14 protein-coding genes are annotated in these 17511 nt (G+C 45.0%); 8 read left to right on the forward strand and 6 right to left on the reverse strand.

Annotated elements, in window-relative coordinates; translation table 11 throughout:
- Positions 1-3: 3 nt before the first annotated feature.
- Positions 4-2487: a bifunctional glycosyl transferase/transpeptidase gene (gene mrcB, locus Xmir_RS05525; protein ID WP_099113411.1), complete on the forward strand. Its 2484-nt coding sequence runs from the start codon at positions 4-6 to the stop codon at positions 2485-2487.
- 118 nt (positions 2488-2605) lie between these two features.
- Here the strand turns inward: mrcB and Xmir_RS05530 are convergent, their stop codons facing one another.
- Positions 2606-2950 (reverse strand): type II toxin-antitoxin system HicB family antitoxin, encoded by a 345-nt coding sequence (locus Xmir_RS05530; protein ID WP_244170865.1) that lies wholly within the window; start codon positions 2948-2950, stop codon positions 2606-2608.
- The gene (locus tag Xmir_RS05535; RefSeq protein WP_099113412.1) at positions 2947-3201 is read right to left on the reverse strand and encodes a type II toxin-antitoxin system HicA family toxin; all 255 of its coding nucleotides are present in this window, start codon (positions 3199-3201) and stop codon (positions 2947-2949) included. The genes Xmir_RS05530 and Xmir_RS05535 overlap by 4 nt, the downstream gene beginning before the upstream one ends.
- A gap of 339 nt (positions 3202-3540) precedes the next feature.
- Here Xmir_RS05535 and Xmir_RS05540 point away from each other — a divergent pair, with 339 nt between their 5' ends.
- Positions 3541-4281, forward strand: coding sequence for a sulfite exporter TauE/SafE family protein (locus Xmir_RS05540; RefSeq protein WP_099113413.1), 741 nt, complete (start codon positions 3541-3543; stop codon positions 4279-4281).
- Positions 4282-4348: 67 nt separating this feature from the next.
- Here the strand turns inward: Xmir_RS05540 and hemL are convergent, their stop codons facing one another.
- A complete protein-coding gene (hemL, locus tag Xmir_RS05545) occupies positions 4349-5632 on the reverse strand; it encodes a glutamate-1-semialdehyde 2,1-aminomutase (protein WP_099113414.1) in 1284 nt (427 codons plus the stop codon).
- A 356-nt stretch (positions 5633-5988) separates the two neighbouring features.
- On the opposite strand from hemL, the gene Xmir_RS05550 reads away from it, so the two are divergent.
- Together Xmir_RS05550 and erpA are read left to right on the forward strand one after the other, a co-directional pair.
- Complete coding sequence (locus Xmir_RS05550) at positions 5989-6651, forward strand: hypothetical protein (RefSeq protein ID WP_099113415.1); 663 nt, start codon at positions 5989-5991, stop codon at positions 6649-6651.
- Between the two features lie 204 nt (positions 6652-6855).
- The gene (gene erpA / locus Xmir_RS05555) at positions 6856-7200 is read left to right on the forward strand and encodes an iron-sulfur cluster insertion protein ErpA (RefSeq protein WP_099113416.1); all 345 of its coding nucleotides are present in this window, start codon (positions 6856-6858) and stop codon (positions 7198-7200) included.
- A gap of 102 nt (positions 7201-7302) precedes the next feature.
- Here erpA and btuF read toward each other — a convergent pair whose 3' ends face one another.
- Both btuF and mtnN read right to left on the reverse strand, forming a co-directional pair.
- Positions 7303-8139 carry a vitamin B12 ABC transporter substrate-binding protein BtuF gene (btuF, locus tag Xmir_RS05560; protein ID WP_422646036.1) on the reverse strand — a complete coding sequence of 279 codons (837 nt, stop codon included), beginning with the start codon at positions 8137-8139 and terminating at the stop codon, positions 7303-7305.
- 27 nt (positions 8140-8166) lie between these two features.
- On the reverse strand, positions 8167-8865 hold the full coding sequence (gene mtnN, locus Xmir_RS05565; protein ID WP_099113417.1) for a 5'-methylthioadenosine/S-adenosylhomocysteine nucleosidase: 699 nt from the start codon (positions 8863-8865) through the stop codon (positions 8167-8169).
- A gap of 134 nt (positions 8866-8999) precedes the next feature.
- On the opposite strand from mtnN, the gene dgt reads away from it, so the two are divergent.
- Complete coding sequence (gene dgt, locus Xmir_RS05570) at positions 9000-10526, forward strand: dGTPase (RefSeq protein ID WP_099113418.1); 1527 nt, start codon at positions 9000-9002, stop codon at positions 10524-10526.
- On the opposite strand, the gene Xmir_RS05575 is transcribed toward dgt, so the two are convergent.
- Positions 10510-12918: an ATP-binding protein gene (locus Xmir_RS05575; RefSeq protein ID WP_099113419.1), complete on the reverse strand. Its 2409-nt coding sequence runs from the start codon at positions 12916-12918 to the stop codon at positions 10510-10512. The genes dgt and Xmir_RS05575 overlap by 17 nt on opposite strands.
- 53 nt (positions 12919-12971) lie before the next feature.
- Here Xmir_RS05575 and rlmD point away from each other — a divergent pair, with 53 nt between their 5' ends.
- Genes rlmD through mazG form a run of 3 tightly spaced genes read left to right on the forward strand, consistent with a single transcriptional unit; the run spans position 12972 to position 17375 of the window.
- Positions 12972-14324, forward strand: coding sequence for a 23S rRNA (uracil(1939)-C(5))-methyltransferase RlmD (gene rlmD / locus Xmir_RS05580; RefSeq protein ID WP_099113552.1), 1353 nt, complete (start codon positions 12972-12974; stop codon positions 14322-14324).
- 9 nt (positions 14325-14333) lie between these two features.
- Positions 14334-16568, forward strand: coding sequence for a GTP diphosphokinase (gene relA, locus Xmir_RS05585; protein ID WP_099113420.1), 2235 nt, complete (start codon positions 14334-14336; stop codon positions 16566-16568).
- 6 nt (positions 16569-16574) lie between these two features.
- Positions 16575-17375: a nucleoside triphosphate pyrophosphohydrolase gene (gene mazG / locus Xmir_RS05590; protein ID WP_099113421.1), complete on the forward strand. Its 801-nt coding sequence runs from the start codon at positions 16575-16577 to the stop codon at positions 17373-17375.
- Positions 17376-17511: the final 136 nt, after the last annotated feature.

Genomic DNA, 17511 nt, shown 5'->3' on the forward strand with positions numbered 1-17511 from the left:
GGTATGTCTGATGATGATCGTCAGCCAATCGGACGCAAAGGTAAAAAATCGGGGCCTCGTCGCGGGCGCGCATCAAAAAAACGCGATCGGCGGGATAACTATGATGATTATAAAGATGATGAAGATGATGATTTTGACGACGATGAGGATGAAGTCATGACTAAAAAAGGGAAGAATTCCCGACCATCCAAGGTCCGCCCCCCCAAGAATAGAGGGAACTGGTTTTTGTGGCTGCTGTTAAAAGTCTTTATTGTGTTGATAGTCTTGTTTGTTATTTATGGTGTTTATCTGGATAACAAAATTCGCCAGCGTATTGACGGTAAAGTTTGGGATTTACCTGCCGCAGTGTATGGCCGGATGGTTAACCTCGAACCCGGCATGAATTACAGTAAGGATGAAATGATCCGTTTACTGGAAGGGATGCAGTACCGGAAAGTGACCAGAATCACCCGTGCAGGTGAATTCATTGTCAAGGGTAATAGCATTGAGATGCTGCGTCGTCCATTTGATTTCCCTGATGGTAAAGAAGGGCAAATTCAAGCCCGATTGACCTTTGATAATAATCACCTTTCCAGCATTCAAAACCTGGAAAATCAACGTCAGTTTGGTTTCTTCCGCCTTGATCCGAAACTGATCACAATGATGCAATCGCCGAATGGCGAGCAGCGCCTGTTTATCTCGCGCCCGGACTTCCCTCAATCATTGGTTGAGGCTCTACTGCAAACAGAAGATCGTTATTTCTATGAACATGACGGAGTCAGGCCGCTTTCCATTGTCCGTGCCGCATTGGCTAACTTAATGGCGGGGCGCACGGTTCAAGGGGGAAGTACCCTGACGCAGCAATTGGTGAGAAACCTGTTTCTTTCCAATGAACGTACCTTGAGCCGTAAAGTGAATGAAGCCTACATGGCGTTATTGATGGATGCCCGTTACAGTAAGGATCGCATCCTTGAACTGTACCTGAACGAAGTCTTTCTGGGGCAAAGTGGTGACGAGCAAATCCATGGTTTCCCTCTGGCGAGCCAGTACTATTTTGGGAGGCCGATTGGGGAACTGACTTTGGATCAGCAGGCGTTGCTGGTGGGGATGGTCAAAGGGGCATCTTTATATAACCCCTGGCGCAATCCCAAAGTGACACTGGAACGCCGTAATGTCGTGTTAAAAATTCTTCAGAGCCGAAACGTTATCTCTCAGCAACAATATGATGAATTGAGCGCCCGCCCATTGGGTGTGAAGCTGAAAAATGAGGGAATTACACCACAACCTGCTTTTATGCAGTTAGTGCGTCAGGAACTACAGGAAAAGCTAGGCGATAAAGTTAATGACTTATCGGGTGTGAAAATCTTTACCACTTTAGATCCGGTTGCACAGTTTGCGGCGGAAAAATCGGTAGAAGAAGGCGTTACCGCTCTACGGAAAGCCCGTAATATTGAAGATCTGGAAGGGGCAATGGTTGTCGTTGACCGTTTCAGTGGCGAAGTTCGTGCGATGGTAGGCGGTTCCCAGCCGCAATATGCCGGGTTTAACCGGGCATTGAATGCCCGCCGTTTGATCGGCTCTCTTGCCAAACCAGCGACGTATCTGACGGCATTGAGTCAGCCGGATAAATATCGCCTGAATACTTGGCTGGCAGATGAGCCTATTTCTATCCCTCAGACCGGGGGGAAACCTTGGGAACCGAGGAACTTTAGCCGTACTTTTAGCGGGCGCGTTATGATCATAGATGCGTTGGCACGCTCGATGAACATTCCGACGGTGAACTTGGGGCTGGATGTTGGGTTGGATCGCATTGCCAGTACCTTAATCTCTCTGGGAATTCCTGCGAAAGAGATCAAACAGGTTCCCGCCATGTTATTGGGTGCGATTGAGTTAACGCCAATGGAAATGGCGCAAGAGTTCCAGACCATTGCCAGCGGCGGTAATCGTGCAAAACTCTCCGCCTTGCGTTCTATCATTGCCGAAGATGGTACGGTGGTTTACCAGAGCTACCCACAGGCAGAGCGGGCTATTCCGCCACAGGCTGCTTATCTGACATTATACGGTATGCAGCAAGTCATAGCGCGAGGCACTGGCCGTTCATTGGTTGGAAAATATGGCAAATATAATTTGGCAGGGAAAACCGGAACGACCAATGATCTTCGTGATAGTTGGTTTACAGGAATTGATGGTAAAGAAGTGGCGATTGTCTGGACTGGGCGCGATAACAATGGTCCCACCAAGTTGACGGGGGCGACGGGAGCATTAAAGATTTACGAGCGTTATCTGGAAAACGAAACGCCATTGATGCTGAATAACCGTCCGCCGGAAGGTATCGTGGATATGTCAGTCAATGAAGATGGCAGCTTCAATTGTGCGGGTAATGGTGTAAGGATATTACCGGTTTGGACAGACGATCCACAGGCTTTGTGTCAGCAATCAGAGCAACAGCCAATAGAGGAAAATGGGGAAGAAGCGCCGGGCTGGCTGCGTGAGATGTTTGGTCAGTAATAATAGTAATAAGTAATAATATAGTTATAAAATACCATCCCCATTTGTGATAGTGGGGATGGATAAATTACTTAATTCAATAGTGCCCTTATAAACCTCATCTTGCTCTATATTGAGATCAAGAGTGTTTTTCTATCACGAGATCAACGCCTTCGTTTAAAAGTTCGTTGAGAGATTGACCTGTGGCTTGTGCGGTGATCGTTAAAGCATGATGACGTTCTGGTGTCAACCGGGCTGCAATTTTACCACTGTAAGTTTTGTAGGGTTTTATACCATCTTTCTTACATTCATCCAGAAAAATTGTCAGTGATATCGAGCCTTCTTTTTTCAGTTCATCAACGCTATAAGCGTAAAAATCAGCACCACCATTTAAGCCGATAAACTCGCCACGGAACATTTCTATGTCCGGATCGAAAGAGATAACAGCCGTGTGACCATCTATTTTAAGTGTATTATTCATCATGGTTTTATTCCTAAGCTATCCAACCAGATACGAATAGAGTTAACCGCTCCCTTGTCAGTAGTCGGTCTGGGGTGTGGCCTGTGAAAAATACGCTTTTCACCGTTCAACAAAACTGCGATCCTGGAACCTTCCCGTTCATGGATCTCTGCGCCTAATGCGGTAAAAAGTGCTTCAATATCAGACCATTTTATAGAGCCGTTGACAGGTCTGGTAAACACATCTGACAGAGTTTTTTGGTGACGTTTGTTCATAAGTAAGTAGTATCGTATTTTGATATCATTTTATCCAATATTCAACATTTAACTAAGCTGACAACCATTTTAAGATGCAGAATCTACGGTGAGTTCTGGATAGTATGCTGTCAATGGCATATTGTATCCCAGATAACGAAACGAAGTTGAGGTAACAACCTGGTTCCTTATTCGGATATTCAATCTCCATCGCAAAAAAAAGTATCAAGATATTTTGTCTGCTATAGACTATGGCACAATTTTGATATTAATTTTTATTCATGGGATATGTTTATATGCTGGGAGTTGGTGTGCTACATGAATTAAAAACGCAGTCGTTTTTTATGTGTGGGTGATAGCATGAATATTGTTGTTTTATCCTTACTCTTTATTACCGCTGCGTTATTACATGGCATTAGTGGTATCGGCTTTCCGATAGCCAGTACAACCGCATTAAGCCTATTTATGCCATTAAAAGAGGCGGTTGTATTAGCCTTATGGCCAACATTATTGGTTAATATCTTTAGTGTAATATCGGGCGGAAAGATTGGTAATATTTTATATAAATATGGTTTGTTAGCCTTCTTTTCACTGCTCGGCAGTTTTATTGGTGCGAAACTGTTATTTTTAATTAATCCAGCCTATTTGCAATTATTGCTGAGCGGTGTAATTGCATTTTACATTATTAATAGTACGCATAGCAGTAAGCTGCATTTGCCAGAAAATCCCACTGTTTTATCTCTATTTGGTTTAGCTGCTGGTATTATTGGCGGCGCAACCAATGCGATGTCACCTATCTTAATTATGTGCTTATTGGCCATGAGCAGTGATCGCCATGAAATTGCACGAGCAGCGAATTTGTGTTTTTTACTTGGCAAGATCAGCCAATTAATCGTATTACACCATGAAGCGTTCGCACTGTTTTCCTCGGATTATTTATGGCCGGTAGTGATACTAACAGCGTTATCCTTGCTTTCTCTTTTTATTGGTACTCGCTTGAGATCACAGATTAGCCCACAGCATTTTCGCTGGTTGGTACTGATTTTGCTTGGTGTTTTGGCGATAATGTCAGCGATTCAGGCGATACGGGCTTTGGTGTGAGCCTTTATTCAGACGCCACGGAATTGTAGGGATAAATTGTGGCGTCTGAGGAAGGGAAGCGGGTATTTTATTTCAGTTTTGCAAAACAACGCGCTGCTGCATCAACAGTACGCTGAATATCTTCATCTGAATGAGCAATGGACATAAACCCTGCTTCAAACGCGGAGGGTGCCAGGTAAATCCCCTCATCCAGCATTAAATGGAAGAACTGCTTGAAGCGTTCTACATTGCACTTCATTACATCCTGATAGCAGGTAACGCTTTCCGCATCGGTAAAGAAAATACCGAACATGCCACCGACGTGATTAACAACCAGAGGAATACCTGCTGTCGATGCGGCATTTTTCAGGCCAGTAGCCAGTTTATCGGTTAATTCACTCAGGCGCTGATGAACACCCGCTTGGGCAACTTCGTTCAGACAAGCCAAACCCGCAGCCATCGCTATAGGGTTACCAGAAAGAGTTCCCGCCTGATAAACAGGACCGGTTGGCGCCAATTTTTCCATGATTTCCCGACGACCACCAAAAGCGCCTACAGGCATACCACCGCCGATGATTTTGCCAAGCGATGTCAAATCCGGCTTAACATTGTAATAGTCCTGCGCACCACCCAGAGCAACGCGGAAACCTGTCATTACTTCATCAATGATCAGTAAGGCACCAAATTCATCACACAGATTACGCAGACCTGGCAGGAATTCTGGCAATGGTGGAATACAGTTCATGTTGCCGGCGACAGGTTCAACAATGATACAGGTAATTTCTTCAGGATATTTTTCGAAGGATTCGCGAACGGAGTTCAAATCATTGTAGATGCAAGTCAGGGTATGTTTAGCAAAATCCGCAGGAACCCCCGGAGAGTTTGGTTGACCGATAGTCAGGGCGCCGGAGCCTGCTTTAACCAACAGACAGTCAGCGTGACCGTGGTAGCAGCCTTCGAATTTAATAATCTTGTCGCGTTGGGTATAACCGCGAGCCAGACGAATGGCACTCATGGTCGCTTCTGTACCTGAGTTCACCATACGCACCATATCCATGGAAGGCACCAGTTTTGTGACCAATTTTGCCATTTCCACTTCGGCAGCGGTTGGCGCGCCAAAACTCAGGCCACGTTCAGCAGCTTCAATGACGGCATTACGGATGGCAGGGTGATTATGCCCAAGTACCATTGGTCCCCATGACCCGACATAGTCAATATAGGCATTGTTATCGACATCATAAAGGTAGGCACCATCAGCACGTTGGATAAAGACAGGCGTACCGCCAACACCGTTAAAAGCACGTACAGGTGAATTGACACCGCCGGGGATCACATGTTTTGCCTGAGAGTAAAGCGTTTCGGACTGGCTCATTAATAAAAGCTCCTGAAAGATAACGGTACAGATATGGGAATGCCATTCTAAAGCACCCCAATGGGGAAGCCAAATTATCATATAGATGAGAGTTTGTGAGAGATCTCTGAACAAAAATAAGCGAGCGATATTAGTGGGATAGGGTCGTGTTTTCGTAATATATAATTAAGTTAAAGCCTATCTTGTTACTGATTTTATAAAAACTAAGCGCAATGGAATTGCATGCAATTTGAGCAATTGGTGCCAAAGTTGTATTATAGTGATGATAATTTATCCAATCAGTGCAAAGACTGTATTATAATGGTGATAATTTTATAAGTATCAAAGGATTGTCCTATCTTTCGGAGGGCAAGTACATGTTGATTGATGAAGCGAAAAATCACTCTATGCCATATTTGATCCCCGATACAGGATTTAACTATAAATTACGTCATCCTAAAAAAAACGAAGAGCACACAAAGGCTTTTTTACAAAAAGGAGTAAAAGATTTTGAATTACCAAACTTTGATGTTCCTTATGGATATCGTTTAGTAAAATCCCTCAAGGAACATGAATACCGCATGGTGACTATTAGCGATAATTCTGAAACTGTTTATTTTGTTAAGTTAAATTTTCGCAAGGACATAGTGTTAGAAAGGGAAACTTGTACTCAAATTGCGTTGTGGCGTACACCTCGTATGAAACATCAAAATGCTATCGGTAATTTGCCAAGAGATTTTTTTAAGTATTTATTGAGCAAGTACAGTATTGTCGTAACCGATGAAGCACAAACACAAGACGGTAAACGCTTTTGGGAAAAAATGATCGACTGGGCAATGGTCAAAGGCTACCGAATATACGCTTCTGATGGCACTTCTGATGATGGCGAAATGAATTGCCCTCCTCTGACGCTCATTTCCTCTATGACAGAATTCTATGACAGATGGGATGAATTTTGTTGGAGAAATGACAAGGATGTCCATACACACCGCCTGATTGTTATCAGCCAAAATTCACTTCTCGCAGATCACTCTTTATGAGTGGTCTTTACTTATGGGATTTTTTTTGCCAAGCATCTATTCTCGACCCACTGGCAATGAAGAACGACATGATTTGAGTTGTTATGTTCATGTGGCAAAACTTGAACGAATCAGTCAGGTATTGGATAATCGCCGTTAACTAATCAGAAAGCATAAAACGACTTTCCGAGAATTTTTACCGGAAAACCGGACTGGAGCAAAAATATGAGCGATGATACTGCACTGCCTTTGCAGTTTACTGATGCCGCAGCCAACAAAGTGAAGGTGCTGGTTGCTGATGAAGATAACCCGAACCTGCGTCTGCGGGTCTATATTACAGGTGGTGGTTGCAGCGGTTTCCAGTATGGTTTCACTTTCGATGACCAAATTAACGAGGGTGATCTCACCATTCAGAAACAAGGGGTTGAACTGGTTATTGACCCAATGAGTCTGCAATATCTGGTAGGCGGTTGTGTGGATTATACGGAAGGGCTGGAAGGTTCCCGGTTTGTTGTCACCAACCCGAATGCAAAAACGACTTGCGGTTGTGGCTCTTCTTTCAGTATTTGATTGAGATATTGCTAATTCCTGCAATCATTAGCCTCCTGTTTGGAGGCTATTTTGTAAGGAATTATCGAAGAATTTATCTGATCAATTATATTTTTAATCAGATTAATTTAGTTGCTTACAAAGTTGTTCTGTTGCCAAAATAACCCTCGGCCCCGAACGACTAAACCAGTCATCATTCAGTGTGATAATTTTAATATTTAATTGCGGCTGCCAAAAATCCGCAATCCGCTGTTTCTGCTCTTCCGTTCCACCCATAACAATCACTTCCGGTTTGCGGGTAAGTACTTGCTCACGATTAACCTGTGGCCACGAAACAGGGCTGTCAGCAAAAATATTTCTGCCGCCGCATACGGAAACGATTTCGCTTTGGATGGTGTGAGCAGATGAGGTAAAAATCGGATTCGTGCCAAATTGTAAAAACACCGGCTTAGGATTTGGGCTGGCGTAATCTTGCTTTAATTGGTTGAACTTTTGGCGAATATCCGCAGCCGATTTTTGGGCAATGTCGGGATGTGGGCTATAGGCAGCAAGTCGTTCCAGATCAGTTGCAACATCTTCTACTTTTTTCACATCAGAATAAAAAATCGGAATGCCTAAAGCAGCAAGTTGCTCCAGAGGCCGTTGAGGATTGCCTCCACGCCATGCCAGAATGAGATCGGGTTTCAGGGCGATGATGCGTTCTACATTAATTCCTTGCCAATCAGCAATCTGCTCCAGTTTTTTGGCGGCTTCTGGATAATCTGAGTAAGCACTAACTGCGACAAGTTGATCGCCGAGTCCCGCGGCATATGCCAGTTCTGTTGTTGACGGTGCAAGACTAATGACACGGGAAGCCGCTGCATAAAGTGGAGCACTGAAAACACATAAAAAGCTATATAAAAAACTATATAGAAGGAATGAGCATGCCATCTGAGTAAATCGATGAGAGGCCATTTTCATTATTTATGCTCCACTTTAAATGATGGATTATTGTTTGCTGAATTCAGTTAACATGGCGTTGACCATCCGTGTAGATTCACGCGCAGCGACAACTAAAAATTCATCAAAGCTGATATGGGATTCTTGATCGGCAACGTCAGAAATAGCGCGAACGACAACAAATGGTATATTGTATTGATGGCAAACATGACCAATAGCCGCTGCTTCCATCTCAACCGCAGCAACTTTCGGGAAAGTGGCTCGAATGCGGGCTAATGGTTCAGAACCATTGATAAAAGCATCTCCACTGCAAACCAAACCGCGAACTGCATTCAGATCGAGGGATTGAATACATTTTTCTGCCAGAGTGATTAATGATTCGTCAGCAACAAAAGCAGGCGGGCATTGCGCCATTTGGCCCGGTTCATAACCAAAAGCGGTAACATCTGCATCGTGATAGCGCACTTCTTCGGAAACGACGATATCACCCACTTTTAATTTGGGATCAAGGCCACCGGCAGAGCCTGTGTTAATCACGATATCCGGCTGGCAATGTTCAATCAATAAAGTCGTTCCCAGTGCGGCAGAAACTTTACCAATACCGGATTTCAGCAAGGCGATATCAACGCCGTTTAACTTGCCGGTATAGATTTCACACCCAGCTCGTGACAGTGTTTGCAGACCTTCAATCTGGTCACGCAATAAAGTCACTTCTTGTTCCATTGCGCCTATTACGCCTACTTTCATTGTGTCATACTCACTTGTTATTAATGGATTGGTCTATATTAAAAGGCCGATTTAATCGGCAAGTGTATCACTGAATAGCTATTTACCGGAGATTCCAATTTTAAATAATCGTTTCATTCGGTATGGGAGGGTTAATGTCTAAGATTGATTTCAAACAGAAGTTGAATTACCAACGTAAGTTCAGTAAATCTTCCATTCATCCCGATGATGAAGATCAAGTCACTCGCCAATTTGAAAGTGATCGCGGTCGGATCATCAACTCAGCCGCCATTCGGCGATTACAGCAAAAAACGCAGGTATTCCCGCTTGAGCGCAATGCGGCTGTACGCAGTCGATTGACTCATTCGCTTGAAGTTCAGCAAATAGGGCGCTATATCTCAAAAACAATTATTGCCGAGCTGACAAAGCAAGACTTACTGAAAAAATATGGGCTAAGTGATCGCTTACTTGCTTTTGAAAGCCTGGTTGAAATGGCTTGCCTGATGCACGATATTGGGAATCCGCCATTCGGACATTTTGGCGAAGCGGCGATTAAAGATTGGTTTTCCCGCCGATTGGACCCGGATTATTCACCAAAAATGGAAAATCGTCAGGATAACTGCAAAGTTGCAGCATTGCGTTTGAGCGGTGAAGAAAAGAAAGATCTGTTCCGTCGGCAATTGCGTAAAGATTTATGCCAGTTTGAAGGTAATGCTCAAGCTATTCGTCTGGCGCATAATCTGCTTAGGTTGAATCTCACTTATGCCCAAATTGGCTGTATCTTGAAATATACCTGCCCGGCTTATCGTCTGGAGGAATCTCCTGCTGAATTCAGCTACCTGATGAAGAAAAAAGGCTATTACTGGTCAGAAGACAGTTTTATCCGTGAGTTGAGAAAAGAGCTGCAAATGGGCGATTTCTGCCGTTTTCCGCTGACATACATTATGGAAGCTGCTGATGATATTTCGTACTGCATTGCGGATTTGGATGATGCCGTCGAAAAAGGCATTTTTAATGTTGACCAGTTAGTGGAATACCTGAAAAAAGAGTGGGAAGAAAATGGCGGGCACAGAAAAGGGGATTTATTTGAATCTACTGTAATACAAGCCTATAAGAAAACAACCAACAATGAAGTTCGCCGTAATATCCATGAACAATTTTTTATGTATTTGCGGGTATTTATTACGGGAAAACTGGTTCCTTACACTGCCAGGCTATTTATCGAACACCTGCCGGAAATTTACGCGGGCACATTTAACCACGCCCTGCTGGAAGGGAATGGGGATGAGCATCGTTTACTGAAAACCTTAAAAAATGTCACGCGCAAACACGTCTTCAATCATCCTGAAGTCGAAGAATTAGAATTACAGGGCTACCGGATTATTAATGGATTACTGGATGTGTATAGCCCCTTGTTGGAGCTGTCCCGACAGGATTTCATAGAACTGAATCAGAATAATTTCCATAAAAAATATTTTATTGAAACTCGCCTGCTGCATAAACTTTCGACTAAACATCGTCTGGCTTATGGTGAAGCGGTAGAACATATTGTTGCCACTGATGAAGCAGAAAAAGATGTCCTCGAATTTTATTATCGGGCGCGTCTGATTCAGGACTATATCAGTGGCATGACGGATCATTACGCTTATGAAGAATACCGTAAATTTATGGTAACGAAATAACGGTATGCGTTTCCCTGAGTACAGTTGTCTCGAATATAGCGGGCGCGGCTGAAATAACATGCTCGATCTCATCCATAAACTCCAGTAACTCGGGTTCCAGATCGGCAAGCGCAATATCTTGCTGTAGTTGTTTTTCGACGAATTCGCAAATCGCTTTCAGTTTAGGCACACCGTTATAGCAGCAACTTCCGTGTAATTGATGGACATGATGCTGAAAGTGTTTGCGGGTTGCCTCTCCATCTGTGGTTAAAGCGTGTTCTATCATGTTCTTCATGTTTGGTAATGATTGCACCAGCATTTCCAGCATCTCTCGTGCCAGTGATTCCTTGCCGGCGGTTTGCTGCAACGCCATAATCCAATCAATAGCTGGTGGTTTTTTCTGTTGCCCGTACTTTTGGTGATCGCATTTCTGGTTATTGAATTGATTCAGTAATTTTTTCAGGCGATTTTCGTCCAAGGGCTTGGAAAGATAATCAATAAACGGTGCACTGTTTGCTTCATGGCAGGCAAAAGCTGTCACGGCCACAATCGGTGTCTCTTTATGCAGAGGCAATTGATGGATCAGTTCAGAGGTTTGAATCCCATCCAGATCTGCCATCTGGATATCCATCAAAATAAGATCCAGCGGATGTTTTTCCGCTGTTTCCAATGCTTCTATGCCATTGCGGCACAGTAAAGTATTTTCAACTTGCTCACTCAACAGAGCACCAATCAATTTCAGGTTAGCAGGATTATCATCCACCGCCATCACCGTCATGGCTAAACGCGGTACGACGGGAGAAACGGGCAGAAGCTCAGGTAATGAACCGAATAAGAATTCTTCCTTTTCCAACCAGATATCAAAATAGAACACGGTACCTTTGGCGATTTCACTGGTGAAATCAATTTCCCCTTTCATTTCATTCACCAGTCTTTTGGTGATACTTAAACCCAATCCTGTTCCTCCGTAATGGCGGGTAATGCTGGCATCGGCCTGATTGAAGGCCTGAAACAAAATCGGACGATATTCAGGTTTAATGCCGATACCGGTATCAGTCACGACAAAGTCAATTTGTACGAGATGATGTTGCTGCTGGCGTAATTTAATATCCAGCGTCACACTGCCTTTGTCCGTGAATTTAATCGCATTGCCAATGAGGTTAGTGAGTATTTGCTGTAAGCGAATGGGATCACCGATCATCAGGTTAGGTAAATTCTCATCAATATGATGATGCAGTGGCAGGTTTTTATCACTGGCAGCGGGAGTCAGTAGCTCAATCACTTCATTGACGGTATCTCGCAGCAGGAAAGGCACTTGATCCAGCACCAGCTTGTTGGATTCCAGACGTGAGAAATCCAGAATGTCATTGATGATTTTCAGTAGGTTGTTGGCTGAACGATCAATGACATAGAGATACTCCATTTGTTGGGCGGTAATGGGCGTTTTCAACATCTGGCGGGTAAAGCCAATAACGCCATTAAGGGGAGTACGCAATTCATGGGACATATTAGCCAGAAATTCCGTTTTGATCCTGACCGCTTCCTGTGCCCGTTTTTTAGCGATGGTCAGTTCAACATTCTGGATTTCTAACTGCTCCATCGTAATTTGCAGATCGGAAGTGGCCTGATCAATGTGGAGCTGCATTTCGTCCCTGTACTTCGAAAGCGATTCCGCTACGGTATTGATGCCATTCTGGAGTGCGGCCAATTCTCCCGGCATAGCGCCAGTGACACGGCTGTTTAATTGTCCCTGCCGAATGCGATCTACCGCTTGGACCATGCAGTTTAATGGTTGTGTCACTTTACGCACCAGAACATGGGCAAATAGGGCTGTGCCTCCCAGACACAGAATTAACAGAATGATTGAGGTCGCAATTTCCTTGTACTGTTGAAGCTGAGCGGCGCGTAAATCTAAATCAATCGCAATATAGCCAATGGGCAACGTATCGTTGGCAGACGTATCATTGGCAGCGTTATGCCACTGATGAGAAGAGGGCGTTTCTGAGATAATCGGCATCTTCAAAATGATACTATTGCCGTATTCCGTCTTGGACAAAGTGGTTGGAATCGGGGCATCGGGAGCGACTCTCAGAAGATTGACATCATATTTGTTATTCGAAATATCAAATAATTTATGGTGCTCATCAAAAATTGCAATCGCTCGCACAATTTCCGAGTTCCGGCGATGCAGGCTATTTATCAATGACTTGACTCGCTGGCGATTATCCAAATTGATGCCAACTTCGCTGGCAATAGATAACGGTTCAATAATACTGATCCCACTGCGGACTATCAGGCTCTTCAACTCGTAATAGCGGTATGAGATAAATGATATACTCACAAGCGTTCCGACCAGTAGAACAGGAACCAATATCAGGCTCATCATACGGGTGCGTAGGCTATATTTGGTCATAGGCGTCCATTGTGGGAAAATCAGAACTCAATTTTTCAAAGTCAGTCAGAATCATGGTGCAATTTTACTCCCCAAATCGTCGTTCCGTAAACCGAGGCATTATTTCCGTTACCGCAGATAATCTTGATGCCCAAGGGCAAGGAATTGCCCGCCATCAGGGAAAAACTATCTTTATTCCGGGATTATTGCCGGGTGAGCAGGCACAAATCCAACTGACCGAGGAAAAACGCCAGTTTGCCAAAGCCAAAGTGGTCAAGCGTCTGTCAGACAGTCCATATCGCGTAACGCCTCGCTGCCCGCATTTTAAAGTATGTGGCGGATGCCAGCAGCAACACGTTGCCTCTGAACTACAAGTTAATACCAAGGCCAGTGTGTTGGAACACCTGATTCAGCGGGAAACAGGGATTAATATCAGTGCGCAACCCATTATTCACAGTCCGGAATATGGCTATCGGCGCCGTGCCCGTCTTGGCCTGCAATATCACGCTAAGCAGCGTACATTGTTAATGGGATTCCGGCAGAGCCAAACCAACGACCTGGTCAATATCAAACACTGCCCTGTTATGCGCCCTGAACTGGAACGATTATTGCTGCCTTTGTCTCAGTGCTTAAACAGCCTGAATGCCGTTAAACGGTTGGGACACGTTGAACTGGTGTTGGCAGATAATGGCCCGCTCATCGTATTACGTCATCTTGATCCCTTGAAGCACGAAGATAGGGAAATATTGTGCACTTTTTCTGTGCAATATCATGTGGCCGTTTATCTGGCGGGCGATGAAAAATCCCTTGAACCCTTGATGGAAGCCCCTTTGATAGATGCACAATCTGAGCCGTGGTATCAGGTAGCTGGATTAAAACTGGTGTTCAGCCCGCGGGATTTTATTCAGGTTAATGATGAAGTTAACCAACAAATGGTATCACAGGCGTTGGCATGGCTGGATTTGCAGCCAACAGACAGGGTACTGGATCTGTTTTGTGGCATGGGGAACTTTACCCTGCCGATTGCCACTAAAGTACAGGCAGCAGTTGGCGTGGAAGGAGTTGCTGCGCTGGTGGCGAGTGGGCAGTATAACGCTCAGCTCAATGAACTTAATAACGTCGATTTTTTTCATGAAAATCTGGAATCGGATATTCAGCATCAGCCTTGGGCCGTGCAAGGGTTCAATAAAGTGCTGCTGGATCCCGCCCGCGCAGGTGCAGCGGGTGTTATGACACATATCGTAAAACTGGCTCCAGAGAAAGTGGTTTACGTTTCCTGTAACCCCACAACACTGGCACGGGACAGCAAAATTCTGCTGGAAGCTGGTTATCATCTTGTCAGTGTGCGGATGCTGGATATGTTTCCGCACACCGGTCATCTGGAATCCATGGCACTGTTCAGCCGTGAGTCAATGACTATCGAGTAGGGAGAAATTATGGTTGCGGTAAGAAGTGCGCATCTCACACCGGCAGGTGAGTTTGCTGTTGATAAGTGGATCGCGAGTTTAAACATCACTAACCCCCAATCCAGTGAAAAACTGGCAGAAACATGGCATTACTGTCACGCAAAAGTTCAGGATCACCCCGATGCGGAGCTGTTACTGTGGCGTGGTGTGGAAATGGTGGAGATCCTGTCCACATTGAGCATGGATAATGACAGTATGCGCGCTGCGCTGCTCTTTCCCATCCTTAATGCCAGGCTACTCGATAGCGAAACAGTGACAGAAACTTTTGGCAAGGCCATTACGAATCTGGTGCATGGTGTTCTGGAAATGGATGCCATTCGCCAACTGAAAGCCACGCATACTGACTCTACCTGTTCAGCACAGGTTGATAATGTTCGCCGGATGTTGCTGGCGATGGTGGAAGATTTTCGCTGTGTCATTATCAAACTGGCTGAACGAATTGCCCATTTGCGGGAAGTGAAGGATGCCAGCGAAGATGAGCGGGTTCTGGCGGCCAAAGAGTGTTCCAATATCTATGCTCCTCTGGCTAACCGGCTGGGGATTGGGCAGCTAAAATGGGAATTGGAGGATTTCTGCTTCCGTTATCTGCATCCTGATGAATATAAGAAAATAGCCAAGCTGCTGCATGAGCGTCGAATCGATCGTGAACAATATATCGAGAAATTCATTACGATGCTGCGTAAGTATATGTTGAAAGAAGGAATAAGCGGCGAAATTTACGGGCGTCCCAAACATATCTACAGCATTTGGCGCAAAATGCAGAAGAAATCCCTGTCCTTTGATGAGCTGTTTGACGTGCGTGCCGTGAGGATTGTCGTCGATCGTCTACAGGATTGCTATGCCGCGTTGGGGATAGTGCATACTCACTATCGTCATTTGCCGGATGAATTTGACGATTACGTCGCTAACCCGAAACCGAACGGTTATCAGTCTATTCATACTGTCGTTTTAGGGCCGGGGGGTAAAACCCTTGAAATCCAGATACGCACCCGCCAGATGCATGACGATGCTGAGCTTGGAGTTGCGGCGCATTGGAAATACAAAGAAGGCACTGCGATTGGGGGTAAATCCGGCAGTTATGAAAGCCGCATTGCGTGGCTGCGTAAGCTGATCGCATGGCAGGAAGAAATGGCGGATACCGGCGAAATGCTGGATGAAGTACGCAGTCAGGTATTTGATGATCGCGTTTATGTCTTTACGCCAAAAGGGGATGTAATTGACTTGCCAATCGGCTCTACTCCGTTGGATTTTGCCTATCATATTCACAGTGATGTCGGGCATCGCTGCATTGGGGCAAAAATTGGCGGGCGCATCGTACCTTTCAGCTATCAGCTCCAGATGGGTGATCAGATTGAAATCATTACCCAGAAACACCCGAATCCAAGCCGTGATTGGCTGAACCCTAACCTTGGTTATGTGACGACCAGCCGTGGTCGTGCGAAAATTCACAACTGGTTCCGCAAGCAAGATCGCGACAAAAATATCATTGCCGGTCGCCAAATGTTGGACAATGAGTTGACGCATTTGGGTATCACCGTCAAAGAAGCAGAGAAGGAACTGATTGCCCGTTACAACGTGCATTCACTGGAAGAAGTGCTGGCGGGCATTGGTGTCGGTGATATCCGTATCCACCAATTGGTGAATTTCCTGCAAAACAGATTCAATAAAACGACAGCGGAAGAAGAGGATCGCGAGGCGCTTCGCAATCTGGAGAGCAAAACCTATACGCCACGTAATATAACCAGAGATAATGGCCGGGTTGTTGTTGAAGGCGTTGGTAACTTAATGCACCACATTGCCCGTTGCTGCCAGCCTATCCCCGGCGATGAGATCATTGGTTTTATTACTCGCGGGCGTGGTATTTCTATCCATCGTGCTGATTGTGATCAACTGGCAGAATTGGAAGCCAGTTCACCAGAACGGATCGTTGATGCGGTGTGGGGCGAAAGTTATTCCAGTGGCTACTCCCTTGTGGTGCGGGTACTTGCCAATGATCGCAGTGGATTATTACGTGATATCACAACCATCCTCGCCAATGAAAAAGTCAATGTGCTGGGGGTCAGCAGCCGTAGTGATGTTAAGCAACAGCTTGCTACCATTGATATGAATATTGAGATTTATAACCTACAGGTGCTTGGGCGGGTATTGGCAAAACTCAATCAATTGCCTGATGTGATTGAAGCCAGACGTTTGCACGGTAATTGATTATATATGAATAAAATGAAAACTATCCCCATCGAACGGCTTAAAGGGATTATGGCGCAATTGCGCCATCCCCAGAATGGCTGTCCCTGGGACAAAATACAAACTTCAACCACGATTGCCCCTTACACGCTGGAAGAGACTTATGAAGTACTCGATGCGATTGAACGCAATGATACTCATGCCCTGAAAGAAGAGCTGGGGGATTTGCTGTTTCACATTGTGTTTTATGCCCAAATGGCTCAGGAGCAACAACAATTTGATTTCGACGATATCTGCGAGGCAGTATGCAACAAACTGGAACGTCGCCATCCTCATATCTTCAATCAACAAGCGGGGATCAGCAGCGAAGAGGCAATAGGAAGCTGGGAGCGGCGCAAGACCGCAGAAAGGGCAGAGAAAGATCAGCATTCAGTGCTGGATGATATTCCAGCCAGTCTGCCGGCTCTGATGAAAGCCTATAAGATCCAGAAACGCTGTGCTTCGGTTGGTTTTGATTGGGATACACTTGGCCCTGTGTTGGATAAGGTCTATGAAGAAATTGACGAAGTCATGGCTGAAGTGCAGCAGGCCGTTGTTGATGAAACCCGATTGGAAGAAGAACTGGGAGATTTACTGTTTTCGGTGGTCAATTTATCCCGCCATTTAGGTCACAAGCCGGAGATGGCATTACAAAAAGCCTGCCAGAAATTTGAAAATCGTTTTCGCAATGTCGAAAAACTGATCCTGGACAAAGGATTGACACTGGAAACTGCTACATTGGATGAGATGGATGCTATGTGGCAGCAAGTGAAAAATCAGCAGCTATAAGCCAGCGATAGAAAAAATGACATAAAAATAGCGAAAAGGATGTCGCATGCGTAGCTGAATAACCTGAATTAAGTGAAAAAATTTCACACTAATAACTTGATGAATTTAAAGAGAAAGCAGTGCGGTTGCTTTGCAG

The sequence above is a fragment of the Xenorhabdus miraniensis genome (assembly GCF_002632615.1).

Bases quoted from the DNA above. Each gene is read 5' to 3' on its own strand.
- mrcB (WP_099113411.1), top strand. From the start codon at position 4: ATGTCTGATGATGATCGTCAGCCAATCGGACGCAAAGGTAAAAAATCG.
- Xmir_RS05530 (WP_244170865.1), bottom strand. From the start codon at position 2,950: ATGATGAATAATACACTTAAAATAGATGGTCACACGGCTGTTATCTCT.
- Xmir_RS05535 (WP_099113412.1), bottom strand. From the start codon at position 3,201: ATGAACAAACGTCACCAAAAAACTCTGTCAGATGTGTTTACCAGACCT.
- Xmir_RS05540 (WP_099113413.1), top strand. From the start codon at position 3,541: ATGAATATTGTTGTTTTATCCTTACTCTTTATTACCGCTGCGTTATTA.
- hemL (WP_099113414.1), bottom strand. From the start codon at position 5,632: ATGAGCCAGTCCGAAACGCTTTACTCTCAGGCAAAACATGTGATCCCC.
- Xmir_RS05550 (WP_099113415.1), top strand. From the start codon at position 5,989: ATGTTGATTGATGAAGCGAAAAATCACTCTATGCCATATTTGATCCCC.
- erpA (WP_099113416.1), top strand. From the start codon at position 6,856: ATGAGCGATGATACTGCACTGCCTTTGCAGTTTACTGATGCCGCAGCC.
- btuF (WP_422646036.1), bottom strand. From the start codon at position 8,139: ATGAAAATGGCCTCTCATCGATTTACTCAGATGGCATGCTCATTCCTT.
- mtnN (WP_099113417.1), bottom strand. From the start codon at position 8,865: ATGAAAGTAGGCGTAATAGGCGCAATGGAACAAGAAGTGACTTTATTG.
- dgt (WP_099113418.1), top strand. From the start codon at position 9,000: ATGTCTAAGATTGATTTCAAACAGAAGTTGAATTACCAACGTAAGTTC.
- Xmir_RS05575 (WP_099113419.1), bottom strand. From the start codon at position 12,918: ATGACCAAATATAGCCTACGCACCCGTATGATGAGCCTGATATTGGTT.
- rlmD (WP_099113552.1), top strand. From the start codon at position 12,972: ATGGTGCAATTTTACTCCCCAAATCGTCGTTCCGTAAACCGAGGCATT.
- relA (WP_099113420.1), top strand. From the start codon at position 14,334: ATGGTTGCGGTAAGAAGTGCGCATCTCACACCGGCAGGTGAGTTTGCT.
- mazG (WP_099113421.1), top strand. From the start codon at position 16,575: ATGAATAAAATGAAAACTATCCCCATCGAACGGCTTAAAGGGATTATG.